This window comes from Blastomonas fulva (assembly GCF_003431825.1).
In the GTDB taxonomy this organism is placed as follows: Bacteria; Pseudomonadota; Alphaproteobacteria; order Sphingomonadales; family Sphingomonadaceae; genus Blastomonas; species Blastomonas fulva.
Genome location: NZ_CP020083.1, coordinates 1,968,517 through 1,981,747 on the forward strand (window position 1 = coordinate 1,968,517; position 13,231 = coordinate 1,981,747).

The 13,231-nt window shown below is 64.6% G+C and carries 12 protein-coding genes; 2 read left to right on the forward strand and 10 right to left on the reverse strand.

Annotated features, from left to right (window positions below; translation table 11 throughout):
- Positions 1–98: 98 nt before the first annotated feature.
- Positions 99–1,847, reverse strand: coding sequence for a biosynthetic-type acetolactate synthase large subunit (ilvB, locus tag B5J99_RS09165; RefSeq protein ID WP_117352236.1), 1,749 nt, complete (start codon positions 1,845–1,847; stop codon positions 99–101).
- Positions 1,848–2,077: 230 nt separating this feature from the next.
- Complete coding sequence (gene miaA, locus B5J99_RS09170) at positions 2,078–3,037, reverse strand: tRNA (adenosine(37)-N6)-dimethylallyltransferase MiaA (protein WP_117352237.1); 960 nt, start codon at positions 3,035–3,037, stop codon at positions 2,078–2,080.
- Between miaA and serB the strand changes: the two genes are divergently transcribed.
- On the forward strand, positions 3,030–3,908 hold the full coding sequence (gene serB / locus B5J99_RS09175) for a phosphoserine phosphatase SerB (protein ID WP_117353434.1): 879 nt from the start codon (positions 3,030–3,032) through the stop codon (positions 3,906–3,908). The genes miaA and serB overlap by 8 nt on opposite strands.
- 67 nt (positions 3,909–3,975) lie before the next feature.
- On the opposite strand, the gene B5J99_RS09180 is transcribed toward serB, so the two are convergent.
- The 8 genes from B5J99_RS09180 to B5J99_RS09215 form a co-directional block, all read right to left on the reverse strand.
- Positions 3,976–4,872: an SDR family oxidoreductase gene (locus B5J99_RS09180; protein WP_054133678.1), complete on the reverse strand. Its 897-nt coding sequence runs from the start codon at positions 4,870–4,872 to the stop codon at positions 3,976–3,978.
- A 163-nt stretch (positions 4,873–5,035) separates the two neighbouring features.
- Positions 5,036–5,731, reverse strand: coding sequence for a phosphate regulon transcriptional regulator PhoB (phoB, locus tag B5J99_RS09185; protein WP_054133468.1), 696 nt, complete (start codon positions 5,729–5,731; stop codon positions 5,036–5,038).
- Between the two features lie 48 nt (positions 5,732–5,779).
- Complete coding sequence (phoU, locus tag B5J99_RS09190) at positions 5,780–6,490, reverse strand: phosphate signaling complex protein PhoU (protein WP_171900153.1); 711 nt, start codon at positions 6,488–6,490, stop codon at positions 5,780–5,782.
- Between the two features lie 87 nt (positions 6,491–6,577).
- The gene (gene pstB, locus B5J99_RS09195; protein ID WP_054133467.1) at positions 6,578–7,351 is read right to left on the reverse strand and encodes a phosphate ABC transporter ATP-binding protein PstB; all 774 of its coding nucleotides are present in this window, start codon (positions 7,349–7,351) and stop codon (positions 6,578–6,580) included.
- An 8-nt stretch (positions 7,352–7,359) separates the two neighbouring features.
- A complete protein-coding gene (gene pstA, locus B5J99_RS09200) occupies positions 7,360–8,655 on the reverse strand; it encodes a phosphate ABC transporter permease PstA (protein ID WP_117352238.1) in 1,296 nt (431 codons plus the stop codon).
- Entirely contained in the window at positions 8,648–10,024 is a 1,377-nt protein-coding gene (gene pstC, locus B5J99_RS09205) for a phosphate ABC transporter permease subunit PstC (protein ID WP_054133465.1), read from the reverse strand. Before pstC ends, pstA begins: the two co-directional genes overlap by 8 nt.
- 8 nt (positions 10,025–10,032) lie before the next feature.
- The gene (locus B5J99_RS09210) at positions 10,033–11,082 is read right to left on the reverse strand and encodes a substrate-binding domain-containing protein (protein WP_054133464.1); all 1,050 of its coding nucleotides are present in this window, start codon (positions 11,080–11,082) and stop codon (positions 10,033–10,035) included.
- Positions 11,083–11,293: 211 nt separating this feature from the next.
- Complete coding sequence (locus B5J99_RS09215) at positions 11,294–12,592, reverse strand: ATP-binding protein (RefSeq protein ID WP_054133463.1); 1,299 nt, start codon at positions 12,590–12,592, stop codon at positions 11,294–11,296.
- Positions 12,593–12,804: 212 nt separating this feature from the next.
- On the opposite strand from B5J99_RS09215, the gene B5J99_RS09220 reads away from it, so the two are divergent.
- A complete protein-coding gene (locus B5J99_RS09220) occupies positions 12,805–13,212 on the forward strand; it encodes a hypothetical protein (protein WP_054133676.1) in 408 nt (135 codons plus the stop codon).
- The last annotated feature ends 19 nt before the right edge of the window (positions 13,213–13,231 follow it).

The following is a 13,231-nucleotide window of genomic DNA, read 5'->3' on the forward strand; positions in this document are numbered from 1 at the left end:
GGGGTGAAAGCCGATGCTGCCCGCAGCAGTATGCCGCGCTAGCAGGATGGGCAAATCGGCTTTCGCCGATGGGACGTCACGGGGCGCACGAAACCGCATCAGACCAGCGCCTTGGCTTCGTCTTCCATGGTCCCGGCAACCTCGTCGCCATACAGGATCATGTCGGTATGCGCCGCGCCCGAAGGGATCATCGGCAGGCAGTTGGCAAGCTTGGCGACGCGGCAATCGACCAGCGCGGGCCCTGGATGATCGATCATCGCCTGGATGCCCGCATCCAGCTCTGCCTGCTCGGAAATGCGGATGCCCTTCCAGCCATAAGCCTCGGCGAGCGCGACGAAATCGGGAAGCGCATCGGAATAGCTTTCCGAATAGCGGCTCTCATAGGTCAGCTGCTGCCACTGGCGCACCATGCCCATATATTCGTTGTTGAGGATGAAGATCTTGACCGGCAGACGGTATTGCGTCGCGGTGCCCAGCTCCTGAATGTTCATCTGGATCGAGGCTTCGCCTGCGATGTCGATGCACAAGGTCTCGGGATTGCCCAACTGCGCGCCGATCGCGGCGGGAAGGCCATAGCCCATGGTGCCCAGGCCCCCCGAGGTCAGCCACTTGTTGGGCTTTTCGAAGCGGAAATACTGCGCCGCCCACATCTGGTGCTGGCCGACCTCGGTCGAGATGATCGGGCTCTGGTCCTTGGTCAGCGCATAAAGCCGCTCGATCGCGAGCTGCGGCATGATCTCGCTGTCGCTGGGCGGATAGGCCAGGCATTCGCGGGTGCGCCAGCCCTTGATCCGCGCCTGCCATTCGGAAAGGTCGCGCTTGTCATGGCCGATGGCGTGCAGCTGGTCGATGATCTGCTGCAGCACCGTGGTGCAGTCGCCGATGATTCCCAGATCGACCCGCACTGTCTTGTTGATCGACGAGCGGTCGATATCGATGTGGATCTTCTTGGAGTCCGGCGAGAACGCATCGAGCCGCCCGGTAACCCGGTCGTCGAAGCGTGCACCGACGCAGATGACGAGATCGGCGCGGTTCATCACCATGTTGGCTTCATAGGTGCCGTGCATCCCCAGCATGCCCAGCCAGTCGGGATGCTCGGACGGGAAGGCGCCCAGGCCCATCAGCGTCGAGGTGACCGGCGCGCCGGTCATCGCCTGCAGTTCGCGCAGCAGCGTGCTCGCCTCTGGTCCCGCGTTGATGACGCCGCCACCCGAATAGATCACAGGGCTGGTCGCTGCGCTGATCATCTGCGCGGCCCTGGCGATATCGTCGGGCGTGCCCGCGGTGACCGGGGCGTAGCGCTGGTTGGGGCGCGCGGGAGTGTCCGCGTCATGCGGCGCGCTGGCGACCTGCACGTCCTTGGGAATGTCGATCAGCACCGGGCCGGGGCGGCCCTTGGTGGCGATGTGGAACGCCTCGCGGACGGTAGATGCGAGCTTCGCCGGGTCCTTCACCAGATAATTGTGCTTGGTGCAGTGGCGGGTGATGCCGATGGTGTCGGCTTCCTGAAAAGCATCGGTGCCGATCAGGTTGGTCGCGACCTGGCCGGTGATGACCACCATCGGGATCGAATCCATCAGCGCATCGGTGATCCCGGTGACCGCGTTGGTCGCGCCCGGGCCCGAGGTGACCAGCACGACTCCGGGCTTGCCGGTGGCGCGGGCATAGCCTTCTGCGGCGTGCGCAGCGGCCTGTTCGTGCCGCACCAGAATGTGGCGCAGCGACGGATGGCCAAAGATCGCGTCGTAAATCGGGAGCACCGCGCCGCCGGGATAGCCGAAGATTACTTCGACGCCCTGCTCGACCAGCGTTTCAACCAGTATTTGCGCGCCGCTCAATTCGGCCATGACAACCAGCCCATCCTCAAAAAAACCCAGGCCCGCTTAGACAAAGCGGGCCGATGTTGCAAAACCATTAGCTGCCAGCTGTCCGACAGCGGCCGGAACCGGCGAAAATCAACCCGGCGCAGGCAGCCCGCGCCGGGTTGAAAAATTGATGTGACGTGTCGGAGACGCTCGCAGCAACGTCGTGACCTGTTCGCTCTAAGAGACACAAAATGCCGTGTCAACAGCCAATGTTAAAATAAAATATCAAAATGCACGTCAAAACTATCCGAAAGTGGTTTTTCGAGCACTTTCCAGTCCGCCGGCGGCTGATTGCGGAACCATGTGTATTGGCGCTTGGCATATTGCCGGGTGGCCAGTTGCCCCTGCGCCAGGCATTGCGCACGGTCGATCTCGCCGCGCAGCAGCCGCGCTACCTCGGGTACCCCGATCGCGCGCATCACCGGCAGATCGGGCGACAAATGCCGTGTCAGCAGGGTTTCGACCTCTGCCAACGCGCCTGCGCCCAGCATCGCGGCGAATCGGCGGTCGCACCGCTCGAGCAGCCAGTCGCGCGGGGGCCGCAGCACCAGCGGGTGCAGCGTGATCCGCTCGACAATCCCGCCCTCCTTGCGCGCCTGCCAGTGCGCGATCGGCTGGCCGGTCGATCGGATGATCTCGAGCGCGCGCGCGACGCGGGTGGTATCGGCGGCGTTCAGCCGGGCCGCGCTTGCCGCATCTTCCAGCTTCAGCGCGGCGTAGGTCTGGTCGACGGGCATTGCGCGCACCGCATCGCGGATCGCCGGATCGATCGGCGGGATGGGCGCGATGCCGTGGAGCAATGTCTGGATGTAGAGGCCTGTCCCGCCCACCAGGATGGGCAATGCGCCCGCCAGATGCGCAGCGGCGATCTCGGCGCGGGCATCGGCCGCCCAGCGCGCGGCGGAGCAGGCCTCGGCACCGTCGATATAGCCGAACAACAGGTGGTCGATCCCGCCCATCTCCCCGGCCGAGGGGCGCGCGCTCAGCACGGCGAGATCGGCATAGACCTGCGCGCTGTCGGCGTTGACGATCACCGCACGCTGCCCACGCTTTTCAAGCCAATGCGCATAGCGCACCGCCAATCCGCTCTTGCCGCTGGCGGTCGGTCCGGCAATAAGCGCCACCGCCGGGCGGGTGTTTCCGGTCTCATCGGGGGAAGAATTTGTGCCCATAGCCGTGCTGATAGCAGCAGAGCCCCTGCCAGCGGGAGAGCTAAACGCCGCCGCCGACCGATTGCACCAGGCCGGGCTGGTGGTCGGGCAGAGCCATTGGGTCGAACCGGGGCTGGTGGGCGAGGTGCACTTCACTGGTGACCGTGCCGCAGCCAATGCCGCGCTCGGGCCGATGCGCACTGCATGCGACGTGCTGGTGTTGGAGGAGGCCGCGCGCGACCCGCGCCTGCTGGTGTCCGACATGGACAGCACGATGATCGCCAATGAGTGCATCGACGAGCTCGCCGATTATGCCGGGGTCAAGCCGCAGGTCGCCGCGATCACCGAGCGCGCGATGCAGGGCGAGCTCGATTTCGAGGCGGCACTGCGCGAGCGCGTGGCGCTGCTCAACGGGCTGAGCGAGCATGTCATTGCCGATTGCCTGGGCCACCGCATCCATCCCATGCCCGGCGCGCGCACATTGGTGCGTACGCTTCGCCAGCGCGGCGCGGATTGCGTGCTGGTTTCGGGCGGGTTCCATTCCTTTGCCGATGTCATCGGCGCGGAGCTCGGATTTCACGCGGTGTTCGCCAACCGGCTGGTGATCGAGCACGGCCATATGACCGGCGCACTCGAAGGCAGCATCGTCGATGCCGCGCGCAAGGCCGCGATCCTGATCGAGCAGGCTGCAGGACAGGGGCTCGAGGCGCGCCAAGTGCTGGCATTGGGCGATGGTGCCAACGACATCCCGATGCTCAAGGCGGCAGGGACGGGCATCGCCTATCACGCCAAGCCCGCGGCGATCGCGGCGGCGGACGGGCATATCGCGCACGGCGACTGGACCGTGCTGCTCCACGCGCTGGGGATCGCCCGCGCGGACTGGAGCGATTGAGCGCAAGCAAAAGGGGGCGCAGCTTGCGCCGCACCCCCTCGATGTATTCCAGCAATGAAGCCGAAGATCAGCCCTGCAGCAGGCGCATGATCGTCATGGCCTGTTCGCTGCCCGACTGCGGCACGGTCTCGCCGGTGCGGTCGGTGATCTTGTCGAAGATGCGCGCCACGCCCTCTGCGGTGCGCTCGCCCTCGGGCAAAGCCGCGCCCTGGGTCATCGTGACATAGGCCGCGTGGAATGCGCCTGCGCCTGCGCCGATGATCATGTTAGTCGGCGCATCTTCGGACACCAGATAGACCGCGGCAGGGACAACGTTCTCGGGCTTGAACGCAGCAAACGCTTCGGGCGGGAAGATGTCTTCGGTCATGCGGGTGCCTGCGACGGGCGCCAGCGTGTTGACCTTGATGTTGTTCTTCGCGCCTTCGAGATACAGTGTCTTGGTGAGGCCCGCGAGGCCGAGCTTGGCCGCGCCGTAGTTCGCCTGGCCGAAATTGCCGTACAGGCCGGTCGACGATGCGGTCATCAGGATGCGGCCATAATTCTGCTCGCGCATGGTTTCCCACACCGCCTTGGTGCAGTTGGCCGAACCCAGCAGGTGGACCTTGACCACCAGATCGAAATCGGCGGGCTCCATCTTGGCAAAGCTCTTGTCGCGCAGGATGCCGGCGTTGTTGATCAGCACGTGCACGCCGCCCCAGGCTTCCTTGGCCTTGGCGACCATCTCGACCATCTGTTCGTATTCGGTGACGTTACCGCCATTGGCCATGGCTTCGCCGCCGGCAGCCTTGATTTCTTCAACCACCTTCGCGGCTGCATCCGAGGTGCCGGTGCCGTCGCGGGCTCCGCCCAGATCGTTGACGACAACCTTGGCGCCGCGGGCGGCAAGATCGAGCGCATAGGCGCGGCCCAGGCCGCCGCCTGCGCCGGTGACAATGGCAACGCGGTCCTTGAAACTGATGGTCATGGCATGCATCCTTTCGGGCAGGGTTTTACACTGGGCGCGGCAAATCCGCGCGGAATGGCGCGGGTTTTAGCCATGTTGCGCCGCTTGGCAAGCGCCAAGCTGGCTCCAGGCAGACAGGGGCACCGATTGACGTTCGCGTAAAGCCGCGCTGACGTTACGGCGATCAGGCCAGTTCGCTGTCCAGCGCATAGCCCGCCGAACGCACCGTGCGGATGATATCGGGCTGGCCATGCGCGTTCAAAGCCTTGCGCAGCCGCCGGATGTGGACGTCGACGGTGCGAATCTCGATATCGCTGTCATGTCCCCAGACGCTGTCGAGCAGCCGCTCGCGCGAGAACACCCAGCCGGGATGCTCGAGGAAGTGGCGCAGCAGGCGGAACTCGGTGGGGCCGAGCGGGATCGTCTGCCCGGCGCGCTTCACCTTGTAGCCCACGGTGTCCATCTCGATGTCGGCAAAGCTCAGCGCCTCGCCTGCCAGAGCCGGGCGCACCCGGCGCAGCACCGCGTTGACGCGCGCGATCAGCTCGCGCGGAGAGAAGGGCTTGGTGACATAATCGTCGGCGCCGATATCCAGCCCGCGCACCCGGTCTTCCTCTTCTCCACGCGCCGACATCATGATGATCGGGATGTTCGAGGTATCGTTGTCGCGGCGCAGGCGGCGGCAGACCTCGATGCCCGACAGGTTCTCGATCATCCAGTCGAGCAGAACGATATCGGGCCGCTCCTCGCGCGCGATCAGCATCGCCTCTTCGCCATCGGCGGTCTGGCTGACGCGAAAGCCCTGTTTGTCGAAGTGCCAGGAGACAAGCTCTGCCAGTGCCATGTCGTCTTCAACCAGCAGCAGATGGGGTGTTGTCATCGTCTTCGTGCTTTCTTGTGCCAAAAGTCCCGATCAGGGTTATCCTGATCAGTCGGTGTCTGGCGCCAGCGCGTCATCGCCGCGCTCGCGTTCGTTCATCGACTGGCCGGTGACCGCGAAATAGACCATTTCCGAAACGTTGGTGGCGTGGTCGCCGATCCGCTCGAGATTCTTGGCGATGAACAAAAGGTGCGTGCCAGCGCCGACATGCTCGGGGTTCTCGATCATGTGCGCGATCAGCGCGCGGAAGATGCTGTTGTAGAAATCGTCCACCGTCTTGTCCTGTGCGCACACGGCGACGGCAAGGTCCGCATCGCGGCGGGCAAAGGCGGTGAAGGCATCGTCGACCAGCTGGCGGGTGGCATCGGCCATCGCGGGCAGCAACCGTGCCGCCTCGATCTGCTGGCTGGCATCGATCAGAGCGACGCGCTTGGCGATGTTCTTGGCGTAATCGCCGATCCTCTCGACCACGCCCGAAATCTTGAGCGCTGCGACCAGTTCGCGAAGATCGTCGGCCATCGGCGCGCGCAGCGCGATGGTCTGGATCACCATGCGGTCGATCTGCTCTTCCAGCGCGTCGATGCGCTTGTCGCCCTCGACCACCTGGCGCGCGAGATCGAGATCGGCATTGGCCAGCGCCGTCATCGCGCCCTCGACCGCCTTTTCAGCGCGTCCGCCGATCTCCGCGATCAGCCCGCGCAGGGTGATCAGGTCGCCATCAAAGGCCTTCAGGGTGTGTTCGTTCAGGCTGTGGTTCATCAAATCTTCCAAATCATGTCGGTGACGGCCCCGTCCGGTGCAGGATAACCCGGAATGCTGGGCGCTGTCGCTGAACTATGTGCGCAATCAGCCATATCGGCCGGTAATATAGTCACGGGTCCGTTCTTCGCGCGGGTTGGTGAAGATATCGGAGGTATCGCCATATTCCACCATTGTTCCCAGATGGAAGAAAGCGGTCTTCTGCGAAACGCGCGCGGCCTGCTGCATGTTGTGCGTCACGATGACGATGGCATAGCGGCCGCGCAGTTCGTGGATCAGTTCCTCGATCTTGGCGGTGGCGATCGGGTCGAGCGCCGAGCAGGGCTCGTCCATCAGGATCACCTCAGGATCGACCGCGATCGCGCGCGCGATGCACAACCGCTGCTGCTGGCCGCCCGAAAGCGCGGTACCGCTTTCGCTCAGCCGGTCCTTGACCTCGTTCCACAGGCCTGCGCGCACCAGCGAGTTTTCGACGATCTGGTCGAGTTCGGCCTTGTTGGGGGCAAGCCCGTGGATGCGCGGGCCATAAGCGACATTGTCGTAAATCGACTTGGGGAAGGGGTTGGGTTTCTGGAACACCATGCCGACGCGCGCGCGCAGCTGCACCACGTCCATCTTGCTCGAATAGATGTCCTCGCCGTCCAGCGTGATGTCGCCTTCCACCCGCGCGCTGGGGATGGTGTCGTTCATGCGGTTGAGCGTGCGCAGGAAGGTCGACTTGCCGCAGCCCGACGGGCCGATGAACGCGACGACATTGTCCATGTCGATGTCGATCGACACGCCCTTGATCGCCTGCTTGTCGCCGTAAAACACCTTTACGTCGCGTGCGGACATCTTGGGAGCAGCAGCGGATTCGGTCATGGATTTCGTTACCATCGCGTTTCAAACCGGTTGCGCAGATAAACCGCGACCGCGTTCATGGTGAGAAGGAAGACAAGCAGGACGATGATCGCGGCGGATGTCTTTTCGACAAAGCCGCGGTTGACCTCGTCCGACCACAGGAAGATCTGCACCGGCAGCACCGTGGCCGGGTCGGTCAGGCCATCGGGGGGTGTCGTGGTGAAGGCGCGCATGCCGATCATCAGCAACGGCGCGGTTTCGCCCAGCGCGCGCGCCATGCCGATGATGGTGCCGGTCATGATTCCCGGAATCGCCAGCGGCAGCACATGGTGGAACACGACCTGGATCGGGCTTGCGCCGACACCCATCGCCGCCTCGCGGATCGATGGCGGCACCGCCTTGATCGCGTTGCGCGCAGCGATCACGATCACCGGCATGGTCATCAGCGCAAGCGTCAGACCGCCGACGATCGCGGCAGAGCGCGGCATCGCGAAGAACTGCAGAAAAACCGCAAGCCCGAGCAAGCCAAAGATGATCGAGGGAACCGCGGCCAGGTTGTTGATCGACACCTCTATCAGGTCGGTCAGCCGGTTCTTGGTCGCATATTCCTCCAGATACACCGCCGCGAGCACGCCGACGGGGAAGGCAAGCAACAGCGTGACCACCATGGTGATCAGCGAACCCTTGAGCGAACCCCAGATGCCGACCTGCGCCGGATCGGTGCCGTCCGAGCCGGTGAGGAAGTTCCAGTTGAACGTCTGGCGCACCTCGCCCGCCTTGCGCAGCTGGGCATAATCGGCCTCGGCTTCTGCGGTCGAGGTGTCCTTGGCGGCGCGGTCGATGTCGCTCGACGTCGGCAGCCAGAAGCTGGTCTTGCCCATCACCAGATTGGGGTTTTCGGTCAGCTGGTCGCGCAGTGCGGTCCAGGCGGTGGTCGCGAAGAAGCGGCTGCCGTCCTTGCCATATTGCGCCTGCACAGCGTTGTCATAGATCCGCCGGACGTCGATCGAGGCCATTGTGGCAGACAGGCGCGGGCCGGTGAGCTGCTCGGGCGAGATGCTGCCGGTAGCGGCGGGCAGGTCGACGGTCAGCGTTGCCTCGGTGGTGATGAACCCCTTGGCGCCATTGCCGACCATCACGAACAGCAGGAAGGCGAGAAACAGCGACGACAGCACGACCGCAGCCAGCCCCATGAACTTGAAGCGGCGCTCGGCGGCGTAGCGCGAGGCGATGCGCTTCTGCATGGCATCGCCCATCCAGTCGGTCTTGCGCGCGGTCGCAGCCGTCGCAGGCAGGTGTGCGGACATGGTTGCGGCCTCAGTCATACGCTTCCCGATATCTTTTGACGATCTGCAGCGCGACGATGTTGAGCAGCAGGGTGACGATGAACAGGGTGAGCCCCAGTGCGAAAGCGGCGAGCGTCATCGGGCTGTTGAAATCGGTATCGCCGGTGAGCAGCTGGACGATCTGGGTGGTCACGGTGGTGACGCTGGCGAACGGATTGGCAGTGAGGTTGGCGGCAAGCCCTGCGGCCATCACCACGATCATCGTCTCGCCGATCGCGCGGCTGACCGCGAGCAGCACGCCGCCGACGACGCCGGGGAGCGCCGCGGGGATCAGCACCTGCTTGATCGTCTCGCTCTTGGTCGCGCCCATGGCGAGCGAGCCATCGCGCATGCTGCCGGGGACGGCGGCAATGCTGTCATCGGCCATCGATGACACGAACGGGATGATCATCACCCCCATGACAAGGCCAGCCGCCAGCGCCGATTCCGACGAGGCATCGGTGATCCCGATCATCACCGCAAAGCTGCGCAGCGCAGGCGCGACAGTGAGGGCGGCGAAATAGCCATAGACCACCGTCGGCACGCCCGCGAGAATCTCGAGGATCGGCTTCATCCACTTGCGCACCGTGGGGCTTGCATATTGGGTGAGGTACACCGCGCTCATCAGCCCCAGCGGGATCGCCACCGCCATCGCGATGATCGCGCCGATGAACACCGTGCCCCAGAACAAAGGCACTGCGCCAAAGCCGGTCGCCTTGCCGTCGACCACCTTGTCCGACGGGTTCCAGTCGAGCCCGAACAGGAATTCGAACGGCGAGACGAGGTTGAAGAAGCGCACCGTCTCGACGATCAGCGAGGCGACGATGCCGAGGGTCGCCAGGATCGCGATCAGCGAGGCGAGCAGCAGTGCCAGCATCACCGTGCGTTCCACCTTGGTGCGCGCACGGAAATCGGGGCGGATGCGGGTGAAGGCAAACGCGCCGCCGGCAAAGCACAGCAGGAACGCAGCAAGTGCGCCGATCAGCGCATATTGGCGGTCTGCTGCAGCATAGAGCGGGGCGAGCTGAACGGCCGCGTCGTTGAACACCTTGAGATCGGCGTTGCGCGACAGCGCGCGGGCTTCCGACAAGATGGCGGCGCGCGAAAACGGATCGGTGGGAAGCTGGGCGGCGAGCGGGCTGTCCAGCACGGCAAAGCTGCCCAGCGCCGGTGCGACCGAGCTCCACACCAGCAGGAACAGGATCGCGGGCACCACCGCCCACATCGCGGCGTACCACCCGTGATAGCTGGGCAGCGAATGGACACTGGCCGCGCCCGACTGGATGAACCGGCCCGCACGGGCACGGGCGAACACCCAGGTGATCAGGCCAAGGCCCGCAATCAGGAACAAGGTTGCTGTGCTGGTCATGCTGGCGCCTATTTCAGCTCTGCGCCGTCAAGCGTGGTCAGCGTCTTGATCCGTCCCAGCATCTCGCCACGCACCTTTTCGGGCGCCGCGATCAGGCCGATGCGCGTCAGATAGCCCTCATGTTCCCCACCGCGCATGAACTCGGCAAGATATTCGCGCAGCCCCGGGATGACATCGACATGCTTCTTCTTGACATAGATGTAGAGCGTGCGGGCACCGGGATAGGTGCCGTTCTCGATCGTGGCATAGGTCGGCTCGACCCCGTTGATCGGGACGCCGCGCACGGTATCGGCATTGTCTGCCAGATAGCTGTAGCTGAAGATCCCCACCGCATCGGGGTTGGTCGACAGCTTCTGGACGATCAGGTTATCGTTCTCGCCGGTGTCGGTATAGGCCTGGTCGGTGCGGACCGAGTGGCAGATTTCCTCGAACCTGTCCTTGTCCGAATCCGACAGCGCCTTGATCGCGGGATCGGACTTGCAGCCCTTTTCCATGATGATTTCTTCGAGCGCATCGCGGGTGCCAGAGGTCGCCGGCGGGCCGAAAATGTTGATCCGGGTGTCGGGCAGCGCCGGGTTGATGTCGGGCCAGCGGATCGCCTTGTTGGCACCCTTGCCAAAGGGGTTCGCGGCAAGCGCGGTATAGAATTCCTCGACCGACAGGCTGATCCGGGGGCCGTTTTGCGCCTGCGCGAGCGCGATGCCGTCAAACCCGATCACGATCTCGATGATGCCGTCGACGCCGTTCGCGGTGCAGCGGTCGAACTCGCCCTTCTTCATGCGGCGCGAGGCATTGACGATATCAGGCGTGTTGGCGCCGACGCCCGAACAGAACAGCTCGACGCCGCCGCCGGTACCGGTGGATTCGAGAATCGGCGAGCGCCGCTCGGGGTCGAAATTGACGAACTCCTCGGCGACCTTCTTGGCGAAGGGGAAGACGGTCGACGAGCCGACGATGCGGATCTCGCTGCGGCTGCTGCCCTGATTGGTCGATGCCGGGTCCTGACACCCTGCCAGCAGCAAAGCTGGAAGGCAGGCAAAAGCGAGCTTCCTGATCAAAACCCCAACCTCTCATAAAGCCTGGACCGCATGGGCGGTCCTGGTTGTCCCGATAGCGGGACACGCATGGCCTTCCCAGAATCACGCAAACCCACGTGTCCCCGGAAAGGCGGCCCCCGACAGGGAGCCGATAGGGAGAGGCGATTGCCCAAAGATGACAATGCGATGACGGATTTATGACAACGCCCCCGGAGGCGTGTGCCAGCCCGGCTCAGGCGGGGACCGACAGGTCCGGATTCGACCCGGAGCCGTCGATCTGCGGGGTGCGCGGGTCGGCGGGCAGGGTGATCGTGATCGTGGTGCCCTTTTGCACCTCGCTGTCGATTTCCAGCCGTCCGCGATGCCGTTCGACGATGTGCTTGACGATCGAGAGGCCAAGCCCGGTCCCGCCGATGGCGCGGCTGCGGCTCGAATCGACGCGGTAGAAGCGTTCGGTCAGGCGCGGCAGATGTTCGGGCGCGATGCCCTCGCCGCAATCGCTGACCGACAGCCGCACCAGCGCGCCGTTGCGCGACGAGCGCAGCCGCATCGTGACCGGGGTGCCGGGCTGGCCGTATTTCATGCTGTTCGACACCAGATTGTGCAGCAGCTGCGACAATTGGGTGCGGTCGCCGCGCAACGGCGGCAGGTCCGGGCCGATATCGACCGCTATATCCGCGCCGCGATCGGGCTGGCTGTGGCGCAGCACGGTCTGCACCTCGCGCATCAATTCGGGCAGGTCGACCGGCGTATCGGGAACGCGGAACTTCTCCGCCTCGATCCGCGACAGCGAGATCAGATCGTCGATCAGCTTCTGCATCCGGTTCGCTTCGCGGAACATGACGTTGAGGAAACGCGCGCGCGTTTCCGGATCGGCGCCGGCCTCGTTGTCCTCCAGCGTCTCGATAAAGCCCTTGATCGATGCGAGCGGCGTGCGCAGCTCGTGGCTGGCATTGGCGACGAAATCGGTGCGCATCCGCTCGACCGCATAAACCCCGGAGCGATCCCACAGATGCAGGATCCGCTCGCCGCCCGGCATGTCGCGCACCAGCATTTCCCAGCGCTGGTCGCGGCTGCCGATGCCGACCAGCTGGATCGGGCCTTCTGCCGCCGCGCTGGTATCGACCAGCAGATCGGCAGCGGCGGGGTGGCGGATCACCAGTCGGACATCCTCGCCCACGCAATATTCGCCCAGCAGCTTGCGCGCGGCGCTGTTGGCGCGGCGCACATTGGTTCCGGTGAGCACCAGCACCGGATCGGCCAGCCCGTCGATGAAGCTGGTGAAATCGCGATGCTGGCTGATCGGCTTGATTTCTGGCTCGCGGATCGGAGCGGCAGCTTGCGGATTGTGCTTGGCCGGGCTCGACAGGTCGGCCATCGCGACGATTGCGACAAGCCCTGCGGCAAAGCAGATCATCGCCTGCTCTATGCCGTTGCTGCCGAACTGGCTGATCGCCACGCCCGCGCCCAGCAAAGCTGTCGCGAACAGAAAGCGGCCGCCATTCAATCCCGATCCCGGAGTGTCTCCCATGGGCCGCCGCTATACCAGCCCGCGCGGATTCGCGCCATCGGTGATGCGGTGGGGCCTTGCGATTTACCTCTGGCGTCCGGCGTGTCCCGTGAAAGGACACCGGATCAAATGCCTTGCCTTGGCAGGTTGATGGTCCTTAAGTTCGTGCAAACATGTGCGCCGACCGTGCCGGGCACCGGGGAATTGCAGATATGAGCGCTGACGACAGCAAAATGGGTGATACCGGCCAGGATGATTCGCGCGGGATCGACATGCGCGCAGCGGCATCGCGGCGCACGCTGCTGATCGGCGCAGTCGCCACCTCTGCCGTGGTCAGCATCCGGCCTGCGCTGGCGCAGACCGCAGGCTCGGTGCTCAACTGCACCATCCCCGTGCCCGAGCGTGGCAAGGGCATGTTCATCGACGCCTCGGGCAAGCTGGTCTCCCCCGATACCCCGGGAGCGTTCCCGCCTTCGCCGCGCGATTTCACCGGCGAGGAAGTGCGCCAGGCGCTGCAGGGGCGCAACCTGCCAGGCGCCTCGCGCGAACAGTCTCAGGCCTATCTCAACTATATCCGCAAGCTGCAGAACGGCCAGAGCGGCTTTACCTGCTACGCCTCGCTGCAGATGCCCCGCCGCTGATTGCGAGGCGCCGCGCGTA